Origin of the sequence: Actinoplanes sp. NPDC026623, assembly GCF_040638275.1 — a bacterium.
GTDB lineage: Bacteria > Actinomycetota > Actinomycetes > Mycobacteriales > Micromonosporaceae > Actinoplanes.
Genome location: NZ_JBEZXZ010000013.1, coordinates 60,816 through 79,763, shown reverse-complemented (window position 1 = coordinate 79,763; position 18,948 = coordinate 60,816). Strand labels below are relative to the sequence as shown.

19 protein-coding genes are annotated in these 18,948 nt (G+C 71.8%); 12 read left to right on the top strand and 7 right to left on the bottom strand.

All coding sequences use genetic code 11. The features are described from left to right. Positions 1-562: 562 nt before the first annotated feature. Together AB0F10_RS06510 and AB0F10_RS06505 are read right to left on the bottom strand one after the other, a co-directional pair. The gene (locus AB0F10_RS06510; RefSeq protein ID WP_360620786.1) at positions 563-1,186 is read right to left on the bottom strand and encodes a helix-turn-helix domain-containing protein; all 624 of its coding nucleotides are present in this window, start codon (positions 1,184-1,186) and stop codon (positions 563-565) included. A gap of 48 nt (positions 1,187-1,234) precedes the next feature. Then, positions 1,235-1,465, bottom strand: a complete 231-nt coding sequence (locus tag AB0F10_RS06505) for a hypothetical protein (protein WP_360620785.1) — start codon at positions 1,463-1,465, stop codon at positions 1,235-1,237. Positions 1,466-1,663: 198 nt separating this feature from the next. Here AB0F10_RS06505 and AB0F10_RS06500 point away from each other — a divergent pair, with 198 nt between their 5' ends. From AB0F10_RS06500 to AB0F10_RS06445, 12 genes are all read left to right on the top strand, one after another. Further along, positions 1,664-2,617 (top strand): ABC transporter substrate-binding protein, encoded by a 954-nt coding sequence (locus AB0F10_RS06500; protein WP_360620784.1) that lies wholly within the window; start codon positions 1,664-1,666, stop codon positions 2,615-2,617. Between the two features lie 201 nt (positions 2,618-2,818). Next, complete coding sequence (locus tag AB0F10_RS06495) at positions 2,819-4,183, top strand: DUF1996 domain-containing protein (protein WP_360620783.1); 1,365 nt, start codon at positions 2,819-2,821, stop codon at positions 4,181-4,183. An 89-nt stretch (positions 4,184-4,272) separates the two neighbouring features. Then, positions 4,273-4,908, top strand: a complete 636-nt coding sequence (locus AB0F10_RS06490) for a GntR family transcriptional regulator (RefSeq protein ID WP_360620782.1) — start codon at positions 4,273-4,275, stop codon at positions 4,906-4,908. 31 nt (positions 4,909-4,939) lie between these two features. Further along, positions 4,940-6,601: an allophanate hydrolase gene (locus AB0F10_RS06485; protein WP_360620781.1), complete on the top strand. Its 1,662-nt coding sequence runs from the start codon at positions 4,940-4,942 to the stop codon at positions 6,599-6,601. Beyond that, the gene (locus AB0F10_RS06480) at positions 6,598-7,290 is read left to right on the top strand and encodes an isochorismatase family cysteine hydrolase (protein ID WP_360620780.1); all 693 of its coding nucleotides are present in this window, start codon (positions 6,598-6,600) and stop codon (positions 7,288-7,290) included. The genes AB0F10_RS06485 and AB0F10_RS06480 overlap by 4 nt, the downstream gene beginning before the upstream one ends. Position 7,291: 1 nt before the next feature. Then, a complete protein-coding gene (locus AB0F10_RS06475) occupies positions 7,292-7,945 on the top strand; it encodes an isochorismatase family cysteine hydrolase (RefSeq protein ID WP_360620779.1) in 654 nt (217 codons plus the stop codon). Between the two features lie 9 nt (positions 7,946-7,954). Then, positions 7,955-9,568 (top strand): regulator, encoded by a 1,614-nt coding sequence (locus tag AB0F10_RS06470; protein ID WP_360620778.1) that lies wholly within the window; start codon positions 7,955-7,957, stop codon positions 9,566-9,568. A gap of 66 nt (positions 9,569-9,634) precedes the next feature. After that, entirely contained in the window at positions 9,635-10,027 is a 393-nt protein-coding gene (locus AB0F10_RS06465; protein WP_360620777.1) for an AtzH-like domain-containing protein, read from the top strand. A 104-nt stretch (positions 10,028-10,131) separates the two neighbouring features. Next, the gene (locus AB0F10_RS06460; RefSeq protein WP_360620776.1) at positions 10,132-12,015 is read left to right on the top strand and encodes an IPT/TIG domain-containing protein; all 1,884 of its coding nucleotides are present in this window, start codon (positions 10,132-10,134) and stop codon (positions 12,013-12,015) included. A 194-nt stretch (positions 12,016-12,209) separates the two neighbouring features. Continuing rightward, complete coding sequence (locus AB0F10_RS06455; protein WP_360620775.1) at positions 12,210-12,593, top strand: MerR family transcriptional regulator; 384 nt, start codon at positions 12,210-12,212, stop codon at positions 12,591-12,593. Next, the gene (locus AB0F10_RS06450) at positions 12,572-12,919 is read left to right on the top strand and encodes a thioredoxin domain-containing protein (protein WP_360620774.1); all 348 of its coding nucleotides are present in this window, start codon (positions 12,572-12,574) and stop codon (positions 12,917-12,919) included. Before AB0F10_RS06455 ends, AB0F10_RS06450 begins: the two co-directional genes overlap by 22 nt. Before the next feature lie 292 nt (positions 12,920-13,211). Then, on the top strand, positions 13,212-13,907 hold the full coding sequence (locus AB0F10_RS06445) for a hypothetical protein (RefSeq protein ID WP_360620773.1): 696 nt from the start codon (positions 13,212-13,214) through the stop codon (positions 13,905-13,907). On the opposite strand, the gene AB0F10_RS06440 is transcribed toward AB0F10_RS06445, so the two are convergent. The 5 genes from AB0F10_RS06440 to AB0F10_RS06420 all read right to left on the bottom strand — a co-directional run bounded on the left by AB0F10_RS06440 (position 13,901) and on the right by AB0F10_RS06420 (position 18,913). Further along, positions 13,901-14,515: a TetR/AcrR family transcriptional regulator gene (locus AB0F10_RS06440; protein WP_360620772.1), complete on the bottom strand. Its 615-nt coding sequence runs from the start codon at positions 14,513-14,515 to the stop codon at positions 13,901-13,903. The two genes, AB0F10_RS06445 and AB0F10_RS06440, sit on opposite strands and share 7 nt — an antisense overlap. Further along, entirely contained in the window at positions 14,516-15,397 is an 882-nt protein-coding gene (locus tag AB0F10_RS06435; protein WP_360620771.1) for an SAM-dependent methyltransferase, read from the bottom strand. It abuts the gene before it with no gap. A gap of 41 nt (positions 15,398-15,438) precedes the next feature. Further along, positions 15,439-15,888, bottom strand: coding sequence for a YdeI/OmpD-associated family protein (locus AB0F10_RS06430; protein WP_360620770.1), 450 nt, complete (start codon positions 15,886-15,888; stop codon positions 15,439-15,441). A gap of 20 nt (positions 15,889-15,908) precedes the next feature. Then, the gene (locus tag AB0F10_RS06425) at positions 15,909-17,996 is read right to left on the bottom strand and encodes an MMPL family transporter (protein WP_360620769.1); all 2,088 of its coding nucleotides are present in this window, start codon (positions 17,994-17,996) and stop codon (positions 15,909-15,911) included. A gap of 149 nt (positions 17,997-18,145) precedes the next feature. Beyond that, a complete protein-coding gene (locus AB0F10_RS06420; RefSeq protein WP_360620768.1) occupies positions 18,146-18,913 on the bottom strand; it encodes a hypothetical protein in 768 nt (255 codons plus the stop codon). Positions 18,914-18,948 lie beyond the last annotated feature (35 nt).

Genomic DNA, 18,948 nt, shown 5'->3' with positions numbered 1-18,948 from the left:
GATCAATTGCTTGATCAACACAAACACAATCGACCGCCGGAATTCGCAGATTACGGGGACGTTAACCCGATTAGGTGATTCCGCGTGTCGCGCACCCACGGCCCGGAAACCCGAGGGTAATTCCGGGGATTTTTGCCCTATCCGCCGGGCGGCCGATCACTTCCCGCCAACCGGGTCGGAAGATCTGACCTTTCGGCTGATAAGAAACACGCAACCAATCGCGGCCGCCCATGCTATTGCGCTCGTTTGACGTATTCAGAGGGCTCTCCGCCGCACTCCAGCAGCGATCTATCGGCGCGACGGCGAATCGGAGGACCCGCCATTTCCGACGCAATGCCACCCGCCGGGCGGTCATTCCCGGGCCGAAAACAATAACTCGCGAGACGCGCGGAATACCCGGATGCCCCGATCCGGCGGGCGCCGATCGTACCGGGCGACGGCCGGATCTCCGCGCAATAGGCGGCGACGCACCGCAAAATGCCGGCACCCGCCCGGGGACACTCCGAAGGATCGTCGAAATGTTGCCGGAACCCCCGAAAATCGGGTATCGAATGAAGACGGCTCAGCGCCGCCAGCGCCAGGCCATCTCCTCCGGCGAGGGCGCGGGGCCGGGCAGCGGCTCGCCGTCGCCGGCAGCCAGGCCGGCGAGCAGAATCGCCAGGAAGCGCTGCCGCAGTTCCCGGGTTCGCTCCGGGTCCGGCACGCGCACCGCGGCGCAGCCCTCAAGCACCAGGCCGACGTCCTGCGCCACCACGTCGGCGCGCAGCCGGCCGCTCGCCTGTGCCCGCCGGAGCAACTCGGTGGCGAGCGCGCCGGCGCGCTGCGCGTCGCGGGTCATCTCCGGCGTCGACGTGAACGTCCCGGCCAGGCGCACGGTCAGCGAGTGCACGTCCGCGTCGACCAGGCGCCGCAGGAAGTCGGTGAACGCCCGCCGCCCGTCGGGTTCGGCCGCCGCCGACTCGGCGATCTCGAGGTAGCGGCGCAGGCCGTCGTGGCAGAGCAGGCGCAGCAGGTCCTCCTTGTTCTCGTACCTGCGGTACAGCGCGCTGATGCCGACGCCGGCCCGCTCGGCCACCGCGGCGATCGGCGCCTTGGGGTCGGCGAGGAACACCTCGCGGGCGGCCTCGAGGATCACGGTGTCGTTGCGCGCCGCCTGCGTACGGCGACCCGGCATCTTCGTCGTCATGGCGGCAGCCTACCGGAACGGATCGTTCCGCTCTGACACGTGAAACGGTCAGCTCAGGGTCCGGCCGCGCAGCATCGACGGACCGGGGCGATCCGGCAGGTACACCACCTCGATGATCTGCATGCCGAGTTCGTCGAGCCGATTGAGCACATCGGACATCGCGGCTTGGTCGGGAAGCTCGCCGCGCAACACCGTCTGCGGCTGGGCGGACAGCAACGGAAAGGCGGCGAGCAGCTCGTCGGAATGATGCCCGGCCACCCGAATCAGGTAGTTGGTCACGGGCCGAGCCTGCCGGGTTCCGCCGCCCCGCGCCTCATCCGGTACGGACGAGAGAGGGGTTTGTCCCCTGTGGTGAGTGGGCGGCACCGCAATGCCCAGGTAGACATCGACCTCTGCCCGTTCCGCTCGCGCCCCGGGCCGGGCGACGGGGTACGGTTCGCCGGGCACACCCCGTCGATGACCTCAGGAGTGCACAGAATGCGTCGGATTCTCGCCGCTGCGACCGTGCTGGCCACGCTGTTCGCGACGTGCGCCTGCTCCTCGGACGACGAGCCCGAGGGGGCGAGCGGCGGCACCGCGATCAGCCTCGGCGTCATCCCGATCATCGACGTGGCGCCGGTCTACCTCGGCAGGCAGAAGGGCTTCTTCAGCCGCCGGGGCATCGATCTCACCCTGGTCCCCGAGCAGGGCGGCGCGCCGATCGTCAAGGGCGTGCTCTCCGGCCGCTACCAGTTCGGCTTCAGCAACGTGACCTCGCTGATGGCGGCGCAGTCCGAGGGCGCGCCGCTCAAGGCGGTGGCGAACGGGGTCGCCTCGACCGGGCGGCCCGGGCGGGACTTCTCCGCCATCGTCGTCTCCGACGGCAGCCCGATCCGGTCGGCGAAGGATCTGGCCGGCAAGCGGATCGCCCTCAACACGCTGCGGAATCTCGGCGACACCACCGTGCGGCAGTCGGTGCGCCTGGCCGGCGGGAACCCGAACGGCATCCGGTTCCAGGCGATGCCGTTCTCGGCGATGCCGTCCGCGCTGCAGGGCCGCCAGGTGGACGCGGCGTGGGTGGTGGAGCCGCAACTGTCCGAGGTGCTCACCCAGGGCGGCCAGGTGGTGGCGTCCAACTTCGTCGACACCGCGCCGAACCTGACGGTGGCCATGTACTTCACCAGCCGTCCGACCATCGCCGGGGATCCGGACCTGGTCGCCCGCTTCACCGAGGCCGTGAACGAGTCGCTGCGGTACGCCGACGGCCACCCGGAGGAGATCCGCGCGACGGTCGGCACGTACACGAAGATCACCGACACCGTGCGGACGGCGATGATCCTGCCGAACTGGTCCGGCGACATCAACCGGGCGTCGCTGGAACGGCTGGCCGCGCTCGGCCGCCAGGACGGGATCTTCACCAAGCCGCCCGCGCTGGATCAACTCCTGCCCTGACGGGGAAACGCTTCCCCGCCGGCGGCCGTATCGCTCGGCGATTTCGCGCATGTTTCCGCACATGACGCCCAGAATCCCCTCGGAAGCGCTGAGAAAGCGCTTCCCCGGCGGCATACTCCGGGGCACCCCGAACGACCCGACCGGCCCTCCCCAGCCGATCCCCCATCGCGGCGAGGGTGGTCCCATCCCCGAAGGATCGCCATGCACAGATCCCCGAAACCCCGAACCCTGTTCGCCGCCGCCCTCATCGCCGTCCTGACCGGCACCCTGTGCGTCACGGCGGCCGGCAGCGCGGCGGCGGCCACCATCGTCGTGCAGGCCGAGGCGTACGCCGCGCAGTCCGGCGTGCAAGTGGAACCCACCGGCGACACCGGGGGCGGCCAGAACGCCGCCTACCTGGCCGCCGGCGACTGGATGCGGTACGACGGCGTCGACCTCGGTGCCGCCGGCGCGCTGACCGTGACCGCGCGGGTCGCCTCGGCCATCGGCACCGGCAGCGTCGAGCTGCGGACCGGCTCGGCGACCGGACCGCTGCTCGCCCAGTTCCCGATCGCCGCGACCGGCGGCTGGCAGAACTGGGTCACGCTGACCGCGACGGCCGCGACCCATCCGACCGGCGCGCAGACCGTCGTCGCGGTCATGAAGAACACCGGCGCCGGCGACTTCGTCAACATCAACTGGTTCTCGTTCGGCTCCGGCGGCACCGCGCCGGCCGACGGCTGGATCACCATCGACCAGGCCAAATGGAACGCCCAGCTCGCCGAGTTCCGGGCCATGGCGCCGCGGCCGGTGCCCGCCGGCAACGTACGGGTGCCCGAGTTCAACGCGTCCTGCCTTTACAGCCACTCGAAGCCGGACGACCCGATCGTCTTCCCCGGCATGGCCGGCGCCTCGCACATGCACAGCTTCATCGGCAACGACAGCACCGACGCGGCCACGACAACGGACACGCTGCTGCGCAACGCCGGCACGAGCTGCCGGCCGGCCGAGGATCTCTCGGCGTACTGGATTCCCAGCCTCTACGAGCACGGACAGGTCGTCGAGCCCAAGGACGTGGTCGTCTACTACGGCTCGCGGCTGTCGGACCCGGCCGGCACGGTGCCGTTCCCGCAGGGCTTCCGGATGATCGCGGGCGACGCCAAGCTGCAGGCGCCCACCCCGGCCGGCTCGGTCAACCAGTTCTACTGCGCCGGCGCGGGCGGCGAGATCGGCCGGAGCGCGGACGGCAACTGGCCGCGGTGCGCGCCGGGCGCGACGCTGATGTTCCAGCTGGTCTTCCCGGACTGCTGGGACGGCGTGCACCTGGACAGCCCGACGCACAAGGCGCACGTCTCCTACACCTACGACGGCACCTGCGGCGGGGCCTTCCCGGTCGCCATCCCGTCGATCTCCTTCCTGATCGCGTACCCGACCAGCGGCTCGGCGGACGGCTTCGAGCTGGCCTCCAAGATGGCCTCGTCGATGCACGGCGACGCGTTCCTCGCCTGGGACAACGCCGCGCTCGGGCACCGCGTGAAGAACTGCGTCGTCCAGCGGGCCAAGTGCAACACCGCCGGCGACTTCTGATCCGTACGCGGTGAGCGCCGGCCCGCGGCTGCGGGCCGGCGCGCGGAGCCGGTCGGTGGCGGGCGGCGTCGTGCTGGCACACTCGACGCGTGGGCGACGAGGAGCTGGAGAGTCACAGCCTCGTCGACCTCGCGTTCGTCCGGCTCAGCCGCGAGATTCTCAGCGGTCGCACCGCACCCGGCGAGCGCCTCGTCGAGGAGCAGCTGACCCGCAGGCTGGGCATCAGCCGGGCGCCGCTGCGCGAGGCGCTGCGGCTGCTGGCGCAGCAGGGGCTGGTGGAGCACATCCCGCGGCGCGGCGTCCGGGTCGCGACGCTCTCCGACGACGACGTCCGCGAGCTCTACGAGGTCCGCGACGTGCTCGAGCGGCACGCCGTCGCGAGCATCACCCCGGGCGCGGACCTCTCCGCCGTGCGGGCCGCGCTCGAGGTGATGCGCAAGTCGACCGAGGCCGGCGACCGGCCGGCGATCGCCGACGCGCACCGGCACTTCCACGTCGCGGTGGTCGCGCTCGGCGGCAACCGCCAGCTGTCCGCGCTGTATGAATCGGTGCTGGTCCGGCTCCAGCTCTACATGGCGGTCAATCTGCGCCGCGAGGCCGAGGTCGCCGAGCCGTCCGACGGGGTGCTCCGGCACGAGCGCCTGCTCGCGGCGGTCGAGCAAGGCGACACAAATGCCATCGTTTCGGCACTGAGCGCCCACGGGGCCCGCGCTTACCTGCCCTAGATCACAGCAAGACATCTGTCCGTTACCTGACGTGGACTCGGCCGAAACAGAACGGTCGACAATCGACAGAATGATGGAAGTCCTCCAGCGCATCCGCGACCGCGGCGCCGACGGCGTCTGGATCAGCACCGTTTCCGAGGCGGACCTGCGGGTCCGGGCCGCCGCCGTCCACACCGGGCTGCCCCTGGCCGGGCTCACCTTCGCCGTCAAGGACAACATCGACGTCGCCGGGATGCCGACGACCGCGGGCTGCCCCGACTTCGCGTACCTGCCGGAGCGGACCGCCCCCGTCGTGCGGCGGCTGCTCGACGCCGGCGCGCTGCTGGTCGGCAAGACCAACATGGACCAGTTCGCCACCGGGCTGACCGGCGCCCGGTCGCCGTACGGGACGCCGGAGAGCGTCTTCGGCGGCGGGCTGATCTCCGGCGGCTCCAGCTCCGGCTCGGCGGTCGCGGTCGCCGCCGGGCTTGTCGACTTCTCCCTCGGCACCGACACCGCCGGCTCCGGACGGGTGCCCGCGGCGCTCAACGGGATCGTCGGCCTCAAGCCGACCCGGGGGCTGCTCAGCACCGCCGGGGTCGTGCCGGCCTGCCGCTCGCTCGACTGCGTGTCGATCTTCGCGCCGGACGTGAGCCGGGCCGCGGCCGTCCTGCGGGTGGCGAAGGGCCTGGCCACCGGCGACGCGTGGGGCCGCACCGGCTCGTACCCGCTGCGCGGCCCGGCCGAGTTGCGCGTCGGCGCCGCCCGCGGCCTGGACTTCTTCGGCGACGCCGGCCAGGAGAAGGCGTTCGCCGCCGGGCTGGGCAGGTTCGGCGGCGACGTCCGCGCCGTGGACGTCGAGCCGCTGCTGGAGGCGGGCGACCTGCTCTACCGCGGCCCGTGGGTGGCCGAGCGGCTGGCCGACCTCGGCGACTTCCTGGGCAGTCATCCCGATTCGGTGCTGCCGGTGACCCGCGCGGTGCTCGAGACCGGGCTGCGGTTCACCGCGGCCGACGCCTGGCGTGGCGTGCACCGGCTGCGGGAGCTGAAGGCGTGGACGGACCGGCTCTTCCAGACGGTGGACGTGCTGGTGCTGCCGACCATCGCGACGACGTACACGCACGCCGAGATCGCCGCCGACCCCATCGGGCGCAACCTGAACCTGGGCCGGTACACCCAGTTCGCGAACCTGCTCGACCTCGCCGCGGTGACCGTACCGAACGGATTCACCGCGGAGGGACGGCCCGCCAGCCTGACGCTGTTCGGCCCGGCCTTCAGCGACGAGACCCTCGCCCTGCTCGCCGAGGAGCTGACCGGGGCGGGCGACCTCATGACCGTCGCCGTCGTCGGGCTGCACCTCAGCGGCGAGCCGCGCAACGCCGAACTGACCGACCGCCGGGCGACGCTGATCGGCGCCGCCCGCACCGCGCCCTGCTACCGGCTCTACGCCCTGCCCTCGGGCGCGCCGGGCCTGGTACGCGACGAAACGGGCGCCTCGATCGACGTCGAGCTCTGGCGGCTGCCGGCCGCGACCGTCGGCAGCCTGCTCGCCGGCATTCCCGCCCCGCTGTCGCTCGGCCGGGTCGTGCTGGCCGACGGCACCGAGGTGACCGGCTTCCTCTGCGAGGCCTACGCGGTCGCCGCGGCACAGGACATCACCGCCGGCGGCGGCTGGCGGGCACACCGCTACGCATCGGAGAGGCAGGACACATGACCGCGATCATCGGCCCGGTCAAGGCCGTCCCATACCTATGGCCCTACGACGGCTCGGTGCCGGTCGAGCGCACCGCGCTGATCTGCATCGACTGGCAGACCGACTTCTGCGGCCCCGGCGGCTACGTCGAGTCGATGGGCTACGACATCGCGCTCACCCGGGCCGGCCTGCCGGCCACCGCCCGGCTGCTCGCGCACGCCCGCGGCCTCGGCATGCTCGTCATACACACCCGCGAGGGCCACGACCCCGACCTGTCCGACCTGCCGGCCAACAAGCGGTGGCGCTCGGCACAGGTGGGAGCCGAGATCGGCGCGCCGGGACCGTGCGGCCGCATCCTGGTCAAGGGCGAGCCGGGCTGGGAGATCGTGCCCGAGGTCGCCCCGGTGGCCGGCGAGGTGATCGTCGACAAGCCCGGCAAGGGCGCCTTCTACGCGACGAACCTCGACCTGGTCCTGCGTACCCGGGGCATCACGCACCTGATTCTCACCGGGATCACCACCGACGTCTGCGTGCACACGACCATGCGGGAGGCCAACGACCGCGGCTACGAATGCCTGATCCTCTCCGACTGCACCGGCGCCACCGAGGCGTCGAACCACGCCGCCGCGCTGCACATGGTCACCATGCAGGGCGGCGTCTTCGGCTGCGTGTCCACCTCGGACGACGTCATCGCCGCGACGGAGTCCTGAGATGCCGACCGTCGAGGCGCGACCCGGCCCCTTCACCTTCGCGGAGACGAGCACCGCGCTGCTCGTCATCGACATGCAGCGGGACTTCCTGGAGCCCGGCGGCTTCGGCGAGAGCCTCGGCAACGACGTCTCCCAGCTGCGCCGCACGATCGCACCGCTGGCGGCCTTCATGACCACCTGGCGGGCCGCCGGCCTGCCGATCATCCACACCCGCGAGGGCCACCTGCCGGACCTGTCCGACTGCCCGCCCGCCAAGCTCGAACGCGGCGCACCGAGCAAGCGCATCGGCGATCCCGGCGCCTTCGGCCGCATCCTCATCCGCGGCGAGTACGGCCACGACATCATCGACGAGCTGCGGCCCGCGCCGGGCGAGGCCGTCGTCGACAAGCCCGGCAAGGGGGCGTTCTACGCCACCGAGCTGCAGGACCTGCTCGAGAAGGGCGGCATCCGCAGCCTGCTCGTGGCGGGCGTGACGACCGAGGTGTGCGTGCACACCACGGTGCGCGAGGCCAACGACCGCGGCTACGAGTGCCTCGTGCTCGCCGACTGCGTCGGCTCCTACTTCCCCGAGTTCCAGCGGGTCGGCCTGCAGATGATCGCCGCACAGGGCGGCATCTTCGGCTGGGTCGCCGATTCCACCTCCGTGCGTCTTTAGGAGCGAGCCATGAAACCTCCCTACTGGGTACGCGGCGACACGAACGCGTTCTTCGGCTTCGGCGTCAACGTCCTCGTCAACGTGCTGACCCTGACCGGCCTCTGCATCGGCGTCATCGGGATGGACCCGGGCGACGTCTTCGGGGTCATCCTGCCGGCGCTGGGCATCGCCCTGGTGCTCGGCAACATGTACTACACCCACCTGGCGCGCCGGCTGGCCGCCAAGGAGAACCGCGCCGACGTCACGGCGATGCCGTACGGGCCCAGCGTCCCGCACATGTTCATCGTCATCTTCGTCATCATGCTGCCGATCTACCTGCGTACGAAGGACCCGATCCAGGCGTGGACGGCCGGCATCGCCTGGGCGTTCATCATCGGCATCATCGTGCTGATCGGCGCGTTCGTCGGGCCTTACATCCGCAAGTACGCGCCGCGCGCCGCGCTGCTCGGCACGCTCGCCGGCATCTCCATCACCTTCATCTCGATGAACCCGGCCGGGGAGATGTGGAAGGCCGCCTGGATCGCCCTTCCGGTCTTCGGCCTGCTGCTGATCGGCCTGCTCACCGACGTCAAGCTCCCGTTCAACCTGCCGATCGGCCTGGTCGCCCTGCTGGTCGGCAGCGCGATCGGCTGGATCGGCGGCGTCATGTCGGTGCCGGACGTGACCGCGGCCGCCAAGGACATCGCCTTCGCCTTCCCGCACCTGAAGGTCGACCTGCTCATCGACGGCCTGCGCGACATGGCCCCGCTGCTGGCGACGGCGATCCCGCTCGGCGTCTACAACTTCACCGAGGCGATGACGAACGTGGAGAGCGCGGCCAGCGCCGGCGACCGCTACAACCTGCGCAGCGTGCTCCTCGCGGACGGCGGCGGCGCGGTCATCGGCTCGATGCTCGGCTCGCCCTTCCCGCCCGCCGTGTACGTCGGCCACCCGGGCTGGAAGGCGGCGGGCGGCCGCACCGGCTACTCGATGGCCACCGGCGTCGTCATCGCCCTGCTCTGCTTCTTCGGGATGTTCGGGCTGCTGGCCACGCTCTTCCCGGTCGCGGCGATCGTGCCGATCCTGCTCTACATCGGCCTGCTCATCGGCGCGCAGGCGTTCCAGGCCACCCCGCGGGCGCACGCGGCGGCCGTGGTCGCCGCCCTCATCCCGAACATCGCGAGCTGGGCCACCGGCCAGATGGACAACGCCCTGGCGGCGGCGGGCACCTCGGCGGCCGAGGTGGGCATCAGCACCCTGGCCGGCGCGGGCGTCGTCTACGACGGGCTCAAGACGCTCGGCTCCGGCGCGATCCTGGCCGGCCTGGTGCTGGGCGCGATCGTCGCCTTCATCATCGACAAGCGCTTCTGGCACGCGGCGATCTTCTCCGCCACCGGAGCGGCGCTGACCTTCGTCGGCCTGATCCACGCGGAGAAGGTGCAGTTCAACGCCGACGGCCCGGTCAGCCTCGGCTACCTGATGCTGACGGTGGTCTGCGTGCTGTTCGCGCTGGGCCGCCCGGAGCCCCGGCAGCCGGACGCCGACGAATTGGAACTGGAGCGCCTGCACGCCGGCGGCAACCAGTTCACCGAGGCGCCCGAGGGCGGCGTGCCCGCACCGAGCAGGGAGACCAGCCCGGTCTGACCGGCCCGTACACCCGGCGGCCCGGCGCGTCACGCGCCGGGCCGCCTAACCCCGCCAGGAGGCTTCATGGAGATCAACCGGCCCGACGTCGTGTCCGAGGTCGCCGCCGCGTTCGCCGACTACGAGGACGCCCTCGTGGCCAACGAGGTGGAGCGGATCGTCGGCTTCTTCGCCGCGGACGCGGTGCGCTTCGGCGTCGCGGACCAGCAGGCCGGCCTGCTCGAGCAGGCCGCCTGGCGGCGCGCGCAGCCGCCGCTGCCGCCCGGCCGCCGCCTCGAGGACACGATCATCACCGGGTACGGCGCGGACGTCGCGGTCGTGACGACGCTGTTCGGTTATCCGGGCGCGGACGACCTGGGCCGGCAGTCACAGACCTGGGTCCGCCTCCCGCAGGGCTGGCGCATCGTCACCGCGCACGTCAGCCACCCGGCCCGGGAACGGAACCCGTCCGTGAATTGATCTCATGACCTCCCGCACCGTGCCGATGGGTCTGGCCTCGCGCAGCCTCCTCGGAAGGACCACGGATGCGACTCAGGCCAGGATCCTTGACCCGGAGTTGGCTGATGCTCGCCGCGGCTGTCGTAGCCGCCCTTCCCGTGGCCACGCCGGCCCTCGGCGCCCAGCCCGCCACCCCGGCGGCGCTGCCGCACGCCGTCGGCGGCTACGTGCCCGGCACCGTCGTCACCTCCGCCGCGACCAGGCTCGGCAACGCCTCCGCCTTCGAGGTGCTGCCCGAGAGCGTCGACCTGCGCTCGTACGCCCCGCCGCCCGGCGACCAGGGCCAGATCGGCTCCTGCGTCGCCTGGAGCATCGGGTACAGCATCATGGGCTACTACGCGAACCGCACCGGCGGCGCCGGCGCCCCGTACGCCCCGCTCTTCCTGTACCTGCGCAACGTCGAGGCGAACGGCGCGCCGACGGCCGGGCTCTACCCCGACTCCGTGCTGGGCAACGCGCAGACCGCGGGCGTCGACACCCAGGAGCACTACTGGCAGGGCACGACGAACTGGAAGACCGCGCCCACCCAGGACGAGATCGACAACGCCCGGAACTACCGGGTGAGCGGCTGGAACCGGCTGTTCGTCGGCGACAACCAGGGCAGCGCCGCGCAGACGCTGGTCAAGCAGGCGCTGGCGTCCGGCCGGCCGGTCGCCCTCGGCATCCCGGTCTTCCAGGACTTCATGTACCTGGGTACGCACAGCCTCTACAACACGCTGACCGGCAAGAGCCTCGGCGGGCACATGATCACCGCGTACGGCTACGACGCGCAGGGCGTCTTCATCCGCAACTCGTGGGGCACCGGCTGGGGCAACGGCGGCGACGCGAAGCTCTCCTGGGCGTTCATCACCAAGGTGGCCCACGGCGGGTACGCGGTCAACGGCATCGTCACCCCGGCCGCGCCGGCCGCGGCGGCGCCGGCCGTCACCGCGCTCTCCACCGCCAAGGCCGTCGCGGGCACCTCCGTCACCATCTCCGGCACCGGCCTGTCCACCGCCACCGCGGTCCGCTTCGGCGCCGAGCCCGCCACCTTCACCCCGCAGACCGCGCGCGGCCTCACCAGGCTGGTCGCGGTCGCCCCCGCACACGCCGCCGGCGCCGTCGATGTCACCGTCACGAGCCCGTCCGGCACCAGCCCGGCGAGCGCGGCGACCAGGTTCACCTACGTCCCACCGCCGCCGGGCATCGACCGGCTGGTGCCGAGCGGCGTCAGCGCCGTCGGCGGCACGACGGTCACCCTCTTCGGCTACGGCCTGACCGGGGTCACGGCCGTCAAGGTCGGCACCACGAGCGTGCCCGCCAGGGCGGTCGCCTCGATCTCGCTGACCTTCGTGGCGCCGGCCCGGGCCGCCGGCACCGTCGCGGTCACCGTGACCAACGCGAACGGTACGAGCGCGCGGGCCGGCCTGCTCACCTACGTCGCCCCGCCGGCACCGGTCGTCACGTCGATCACGCCGAGCAGCGGCCCGGCGAACAGGGCCACGACGGTGGTGGTCCGGGGAACCGACCTCGCCGGCGCCACCAGGGTCGCCATCGGCGGTTCGGCGGTGCCGTTCACCAGGTTGTCCGCGACCGAGCTCAGGCTGACCCTGCCGGCCCGCCCCGCCGGCCGGCTGAACCTGCAGATCACCGCCCCGGGCGGGGCGAGCAGGCCCGGCACCGCCGCGACCTTCACCTACCGGGCCCCGCCGGTCCCGGTGATCGGCAAGCTGAGCGTCACCAGGGCCGCCACGAAGACCAGGACGCCCATGACGATCACCGGCACCGGCCTCGCCGGCGCCACCCGGATCACGGTGGGCGGCGTGTCGACGGCCTTCACGCGGGTGTCGGACACCCGGATCAAGCTGACCGCGCCGGCGCGCACGAAGGCCGGCAGGGCACCGGTCGTGGTCACCACCCCCGGCGGCAGGAGCGCGGCGGCGTCCTTCAGCTACGTGGCGCGCCGCTGACGATCCGGGTGAGCGGGGTCGCGGACCCCACCGGGTCAGCTTCGCCGGGTCACGCACGTAGTCCCGGGTCTGCATCGCGGACCGGAACGGTCGTCGTGACGGTTCATGAGCCCGATCACTGCGCGGCCGCGGCTTGCCTTGACGCCGGTGGCAGGGCCTAGCGTGCGAACAGACCTACGGACGAGGTGAGCCGCATGCTGATCGGAGAACTGGCCGCACGGGCCGGTACGAGCACACGCACGCTTCGCTACTACGAGCAGCACGGGCTGGTCGAGCCGCGACGCGACACGAACGGCTACCGCCGCTACGACGAGGCGGAGCTGCGCGTCGTGCACGAGATCCGGTCCCTGCTCGCCGTCGGCTTCGGGCTCGACGACATCCGGCCCTTCGTGGCCTGCCTGCGCGCCGGCAACGCCGCCGGCCACGTCTGCCCCGACTCCGTCGCCGTGCTGCGGCGCAAGCTCGCCGAGGTCGAGACCTACCTGGATCAGCTCGCCGACGTCCGCGACCGGTTGCGCGGCCAGCTCGCCCAGGCCATCGAGGAACGGGAGATCCGATGCCTGAAGATTCGCTGCTGACCGTCGCCGACGACACCTTCGCCGAGCTGGTGCTCGGCAACGACCTGCCCGTGGTTGTCGACTTCTGGGCCGAGTGGTGCCCGCCGTGCGGGCCGCTCGCGAAGACCCTCGCCGAGCTGGCCGGCGAGTTCACCGGCAAGCTGGTGATCGCGACGCTGAACATGGACGAGAACCCCGTGACCGGCCGCGCCTACCGGGTGATGTCGTTGCCGACCCTGATCTTCTTCAAGCGGGGTGTTGCCGTGCACACCATCGTCGGCTCCCGGCCCCGGTCCCAGCTGCGGAAGGCGCTGGCCGGTTCCTTCGAGGCGTACGCGAACCGCTGATTCAGGCCGGTGCCCGGTGTCGGCTAGCCGACACCGGGGCGGGAACCGGCGGGTATCAGCACGGGTCGCCCAATGGTCTGTTCTCTTGGACGCGGACGAGGGGGACGTGTCCTCGCCGCCCGCCCCCGCCGGGCGGGCGGCGACCATCCGGCAAGGTGCGCCCCGGCGTCCGGCGGCCCGCGGGCCGGGATCACCGTGGATTCCGGCCCGCGCTCGAATCCGGTGAGTGACGATTCGCCTACGAGGTGCCGGTGACGGCGGGTGACCGCCGGGCGTCTGCCATCATGGCCGGATGGTTGTGATCGGCAGGGTCGTCCGGGTCGTCGTCGCCGCGTGCGCAGTCGCCGCTTTCGCCGGGTGTTCGTCGGATGATCCGCCCGCGCCGGACGGCGGCGTCATCAGCAAGGATGCCATGCAGAACGCCCTGCTGAAGGCCGCCGACGTCGGCCCGACCTGGAAGACTCCGGGCGAGTCGGCGGCGCCGAACCAGCTGGTCAGCATCTGTGGCGCGGACACACCGCCGGTGGCGATCCCGGGCAGCCCGGAGATCGTCTCCGCGCCGCTGTCCGACGAGGGCGCGGAGGGGGTGCAGAGCCTCACCCAGAACGCCCTTGTCTACGAGGACACCGTCTCCGCCGCCACCGCGCTCGCCGCGCTGCGCACGGTCGCCGACGCCTGCGTGCCGAGCGTCTCGCAGCCCGCGAAGTCCGGCGACCGGGAGGAGCCCGCCTACACGGAGACGACCTCGACGGCGCCGCTGGAGCAGGACGCCTGGACCGGCTTCGTCACCGTCCGCAACAAGCAGTACGACAAGGCGCACGCGGCGACCGCCGACGTCGCCGTGGCCGCCCTGGCCCGGGGCAACGTCCTGCTGGTCGACCAGTACGCGATCTACCGCCTCGGCAAGTCTTCCGCGAGCGCCAACCCGCAGTTCTCCGCCGACTGGCAGAAGCTGGTCGGCACCACCCTCAAGCGGGTCGATCAGTAACGGGCCGTGAGCGTGCCCAGGATCGTTTCCAGGGTGCGTACGAAGGCGTCGTTGTCCACCGTGTCGTCCCAGGCGGTCTGCAGCGTCAGCCCCTGGTAGACCGCGATGAGGATGCGGGCGAACGCGTCGGGGTCGAGGCCCGGGGGGAACCCGCCGCCGGCCTGCTCCGCGCGGATGAGCTCGGCGGCGCTGAGGCGTGGCCCGTCCACGCCGCCACGGACCAGCTCGCGAATCTGTGGCGTCCTCACCGCCTCGGCCCAGACCTGCACGGCCAGCCGTAGCTCCTCCAGCGCCTGCGGCCTGCCGACGGACCGCAGCAGGTCGAGGTAGGACGCCGCCAGGTCGCTCGGCTCATCCGGGTGGCCGGCCGTGTCACGCCTGGGATCGAGGGCGGACCGGCGCTGCTCGTGCCACTCGGTCACGATGGCGGTGATGATGGCGTCCTTGCCGTCGAAGTACCGGTAGACGAGCCCGGCGCTGATGCCGGTCTCGCGGACGATGTCCTGCATGGACGTGCGGTGGAAGCCGTCGCGGGCGAAGCACCGAGCGGCGGCGTCGAGGATCTGGCGCCGCCGGGCCGTCAGATGGGCGTCGCTGACCTTGGGCACCTACAGCACCTCCGCCTGTGCGATCCGGTAGAACGGTGCGGCCCGCTCGTGCCGTCCGAGCGGCGTCAGGTACCGGTCGGCGGCGGCGTGGGCGGACATGTCGAGGCTCAGCCTCATCCCCCGCTCGGACAGGTATCGGGCAAGCTCGTCCGGGTCGAAGCCGAACGTCCACGGTTCGCCGTTTCGCCGGACGGCGGCGTGCCATTCCTCGACGCCGCTGAACCCGCCTGTTCCGTCCAGGGCAGCGCGGTCGACGTAGGTGAAGATGAGCCGGCTCCCGCCGGCGGTGAGGCCGGCCAGGCCGCGCAGGGTGGCGTCGACGGCATGGCCGGTGAGGTAGTTGGTCACGCCCTCCCACACGACGACGGTGCGTTCCCGGCCGGCGAAGCCGTGCTCCCGCAGGGCGGTTGCGAGGTCGTCCCGGTCCAGGTCGACGGGGACGAATCGCACGTGGGCGCGCCGGTCCGGGCGGACGTGGGCGCGGATGAACCGCAGCTTGGTCTTCTGCGTCGCCGGGTGGTCGATCTCGAAGACCCGCGCCGACCCCATCGCGGCGAGCCGGTAGGCACGGCTGTCGTAGCCGGCCCCCAGCAGCAGCACCTGACCGGCGCCGTCGGCGAAGGCCTCGCCGACCAGGTCGTCGATGAGCCGGGTGCGGGCCACGGCAGAGGCGCGCGGCCCGGCCGGCCAGCGTTCATCGATGTAGTGCTCCACCTGGCGGCCGATGGCGGGCACGCGGGCGAGCCTGGCGACCAGCCGGTAGGGGCCGGGCAGGAACTTCACCGCGTAGGGGTCGTCGAAGATCTTGTCTCGTCCCCGGGCGGACTCCAGCGCGCGGAACAACGTGACGTGTTCCGCGGAGCGACTCGTCTTGTTCCGCATGCCGCCGAGAATAATGAATGAACGTCCATTTTTCTACTCGGTCAGCGGGCGCGGCCGGACTGCAGCAGCGAAACCGACCTCGCCACCCGGCGTGACCGGGTCTCGGCCGTCCTGGCCCCGGTGGCCTGCAGGACGTGCCAGCTCTTGTTGGTGTAGGAGAGGCCGTCCCAGAAGGCCTTCGCGGCGGGCTCGGCCTCGAGCGCCGCCGCGAAATCCTCCGGGACCTCGACCTCGCGGACCGCCGTGTCCAGCACGACCTCGACGTCGAGCAGCTCGCCGGCCGCGATCCCGGCGGCGGCCCGGCGCTCCGCACTGACGCCGAGCCAGTAGTCGCCGCCCATCCGGGCGATCGAGCTCCGCCATTCGAAGCCGTTGACGGTGACGACGACCTTGGGGCGGCCGCCACCGCCGAGGCCGGCCACGAGGTCGTCGTCCACCTGGAAGCCCGTGGTGTTCCCGCCGGTCGCCTGCAACACTGCGCGAAACCTCATGACCAGGGAATCTACCCCGCTCAGGAGACCGTTTCGAGGTCGCGCTCGGGCTCGGTCGGGGTCGGGGTGTCGCGGACCTTCATCAGCTTGCCCGGCCACCACATCCACCGGCCCAGGTCCAGGTTGAGCGCCGTGACCAGCACCGAACGCACGACCAGCGTGTCCAGCAGCACGCCGAACGCGACCGCGAAGCCGATCTCCGCGAACGCCACCAGCGGCAGGCTGCCGAGCGCCGCGAACGTGCCGGCCAGCACCAGGCCGGCGGAGGTGATCACACCGCCGGTCGCGGCCAGGCCGATCAGGGCGCCGCGGCGGGTGCCGTGCTGTTGCGCCTCCTCGCGTACCCGGGTCATCAGGAAGATGTTGTAGTCGATGCCGAGGGCGACCAGGAAGACGAAGACGAACAGCGGGAACGACGTGTCCTCGCCGGCGAAGCCGAAGGCATACCGGAAGGTGAGCGCGCTGATGCCGAGGGCGGCGCCGAAGGACAGCACGACCGTGGCGATCAGCACCAGCGGGGCGACGATCGAGCGCAGCAGCAGGCCGAGGATCATCAGCACGACGAACAGGACCAGCGGAATGATCAGCCGGTTGTCGTGGGAGTTGGCGTCGTTGATGTCCGAGATCATCGCGGTCATGCCGCCGACCTGCGCGTCGCCGACCGGATGCACCGCCGCGCGGACCCGGTGGACGGTGGCCGTCGCCTCGTCGCTGTCCGGTGCGGCGGTGAGCAGGCCCTCGATCAGGGCCAGGTCGCCCTTGATCACGGGCTCGCCGGCCTCGCTGATGCCCGGCGTGGCGGCGACCGCCGCCCGGATCTCCGACGCCGCCGCGGCCTTGCCGATCACCACGATCGGCTGGCCCTGCCCGGCCGGGAAGTGCCGGCCGAGGGCCTCCTCGCCGACCACCGAGGACGGCTTGCTCACGAACTGGTCGGCCTGCGAGAGGCCGTCCGCCTTCAACACGAACAGGCCCAGTGACATGACGCCGAGCGCGGCCGCGGTGCCGACCCAGACGGCCCGCGGGCGGCGGGCGATGCGGCGGCCGAGGCGGGCGTACACGCCGTTCGCGGTCGGCTCGGCGGAGCCGGCCTTGGGGCGCACCGGCCAGAAGAGCCAGCGGCCGCAGATGACAAGCATCGCGGGCAGCAGGGTGATCATGGCGAGCAGGCCGACGACGACGCCGATCGCGGCGACCGGGCCGAGGCCGCGGGTGGAGTTCACCTCGGCCAGCGTCAGGCAGGACATGCCGACGGCGACGGTGGCGGCGCTGGCGATGATGGCCGGCCCCGCCCGGTGCAGGGCGAGCGCCATCGCCTCGTGGCGGTCCTCGTGGCGGCGCAACTCCTCGCGGTAGCGGGCGACGAGCAGCAGGGCGTAGTCGGTGCCCGCGCCGAAGACGAGCACCGTCAGGATGCCCGCGCTCTGCGCGTTGACCACCAGCCCGGCGTGCTTGGCCAGCAGATAGATGACGGCCTGCGCGGTGGTGAGCGCGACGCCGGCACTGATGATCGGCAACAGCCAGAGGACCGGGCTGCGGTAGGTGATCAGCAGGATGATCGCGACGATCGCGAGCGTGGTGTAGAGCAGCGTGCCGTCGATGCCCTCGAACGCCTCGGCGCTGTCGGCGGCGTTGGCCGCGGGACCGGCGAACTGGATGGTCATCCCGGCGGCCGACGTGCCCGTGGTGGCCTTGAGCGCGTCGACGACGTCGACCAGCTTGTCCCAGCCGTCCGCGTCGACCTTGATCGGGACGATGGTCTGCAGGGCCTGGCCGTCCTTCGCCGGCACCGGCCCGACGACCTCCCCGCTCACCCCGTCGACCTGGCGCATCGCGGCGGCGTCCTGAGTGGCCTTGGCCGTGTCGGCCGGCGTGATGCCGCCGGCGCGTTCGTAGACGATGACGGCCGGGGCGATGTCGTCGGGCTGGAACCGCTTCTGCAGGTCGGAGACCTTTGTGGCCTCGGCGCTACCGGGCAGCCAGGCGGAGTTGTCGTTCTTCTCGACGCCGGTCAGCTTGCCGGCCAGTGGACCGGCTATGCCGAGCACGACCACCCATAGGGCGAGCACGATCCATTTCGTCCACCGTCCACAAACCAGCCAAGCCATCTCGCGCCCCCCAAGTCGTCCGACCTCGGGAGCCTAGGCCCGCTCGCTAGCACACCGGAAGTGGGTTTCCCACTACTCAGGGGTATCTCAGGGGCATATCAGGGTTGTAACCGGACGTTTGGCCAGGTAGACGCCCCCCGTCAGGCCGATCAGGGCTGGGTGTGCAACCAGCCACAGTCGGAGCAGACGTCGAAGCCGCGGAACTGTGCGAGCCGCCGGCGGCCGCAGACCGGGCAGACCACCCGGTACGCCTCGTGGTGGCCGACGCCGCGGCGGGCCGGATGCACCAGGGTGAAGAACATCCGCCGCTGCCAGGCCCCGTCGCCGGCGTCGACGGCGACCACGCCCGAGTGGCTGCGCACGTCGACGCGCAGCAGCAGCCGGGTCTCGGCGCCGACGGCCGGCTCGACGAGCAGCAGGGGCGCGACGTCGGCGGGCTTGACGTCCTCGATCGCGCTGATCGCCGCGGCGTCCGCGCGGATGCCCTCGGTGCCGAGCGGGCCGAGCGGCAGGTCGGCACACCAGTCGGGGCGCGGACCGTGATCCGACTGGCCGATCCGGCTCCGGAAGATCGCCCAGAGCCCGATGTTCTCCGAGCCGACCAGGCCGATCTTGACGTCGGCGCCGCGCCCGTCGTTGAGCCCGAGCAGCGTCGGACCCCACTTGGTGGCCCGCCGGGCCGTGCCGACCGCCGGACCGATGCCGGGGAAGAGCACATCGGCGATCCCCTCGGTGAACCGCCAGAGTCCACCTCGGAGGTCGCCGAAGATCTCGTCGCAGCGGGCCGCGGCCCACTCGGCGATCCGGCTCGGTTCGGCCCTGGCCGTCAGGGCGGGGCGCCGCGGTCGGGCCCGGAAGTCAACCGGCTCGAACCAGGACGGAGGATCGCTCGAGGTTTCATGAGGGCCGAAGCGCATTGACACATGCTGTCACTGAGCGGCTACGGTGACCA

Excerpts from the sequence above, each read along its gene's own strand:
- AB0F10_RS06465 (WP_360620777.1), top strand. The coding sequence starts at position 9,635 with ATGGAGATCAACCGGCCCGACGTCGTGTCCGAGGTCGCCGCCGCGTTC.
- AB0F10_RS06425 (WP_360620769.1), bottom strand. The coding sequence starts at position 17,996 with ATGGCTTGGCTGGTTTGTGGACGGTGGACGAAATGGATCGTGCTCGCC.
- AB0F10_RS06420 (WP_360620768.1), bottom strand. The coding sequence starts at position 18,913 with ATGCGCTTCGGCCCTCATGAAACCTCGAGCGATCCTCCGTCCTGGTTC.
- AB0F10_RS06480 (WP_360620780.1), top strand. The coding sequence starts at position 6,598 with ATGACCGCGATCATCGGCCCGGTCAAGGCCGTCCCATACCTATGGCCC.
- AB0F10_RS06460 (WP_360620776.1), top strand. The coding sequence starts at position 10,132 with ATGCTCGCCGCGGCTGTCGTAGCCGCCCTTCCCGTGGCCACGCCGGCC.
- AB0F10_RS06470 (WP_360620778.1), top strand. The coding sequence starts at position 7,955 with ATGAAACCTCCCTACTGGGTACGCGGCGACACGAACGCGTTCTTCGGC.
- AB0F10_RS06450 (WP_360620774.1), top strand. The coding sequence starts at position 12,572 with ATGCCTGAAGATTCGCTGCTGACCGTCGCCGACGACACCTTCGCCGAG.
- AB0F10_RS06510 (WP_360620786.1), bottom strand. The coding sequence starts at position 1,186 with ATGACGACGAAGATGCCGGGTCGCCGTACGCAGGCGGCGCGCAACGAC.
- AB0F10_RS06475 (WP_360620779.1), top strand. The coding sequence starts at position 7,292 with ATGCCGACCGTCGAGGCGCGACCCGGCCCCTTCACCTTCGCGGAGACG.
- AB0F10_RS06455 (WP_360620775.1), top strand. The coding sequence starts at position 12,210 with ATGCTGATCGGAGAACTGGCCGCACGGGCCGGTACGAGCACACGCACG.
- AB0F10_RS06435 (WP_360620771.1), bottom strand. The coding sequence starts at position 15,397 with ATGCGGAACAAGACGAGTCGCTCCGCGGAACACGTCACGTTGTTCCGC.
- AB0F10_RS06500 (WP_360620784.1), top strand. The coding sequence starts at position 1,664 with ATGCGTCGGATTCTCGCCGCTGCGACCGTGCTGGCCACGCTGTTCGCG.
- AB0F10_RS06430 (WP_360620770.1), bottom strand. The coding sequence starts at position 15,888 with ATGAGGTTTCGCGCAGTGTTGCAGGCGACCGGCGGGAACACCACGGGC.
- AB0F10_RS06445 (WP_360620773.1), top strand. The coding sequence starts at position 13,212 with ATGGTTGTGATCGGCAGGGTCGTCCGGGTCGTCGTCGCCGCGTGCGCA.
- AB0F10_RS06495 (WP_360620783.1), top strand. The coding sequence starts at position 2,819 with ATGCACAGATCCCCGAAACCCCGAACCCTGTTCGCCGCCGCCCTCATC.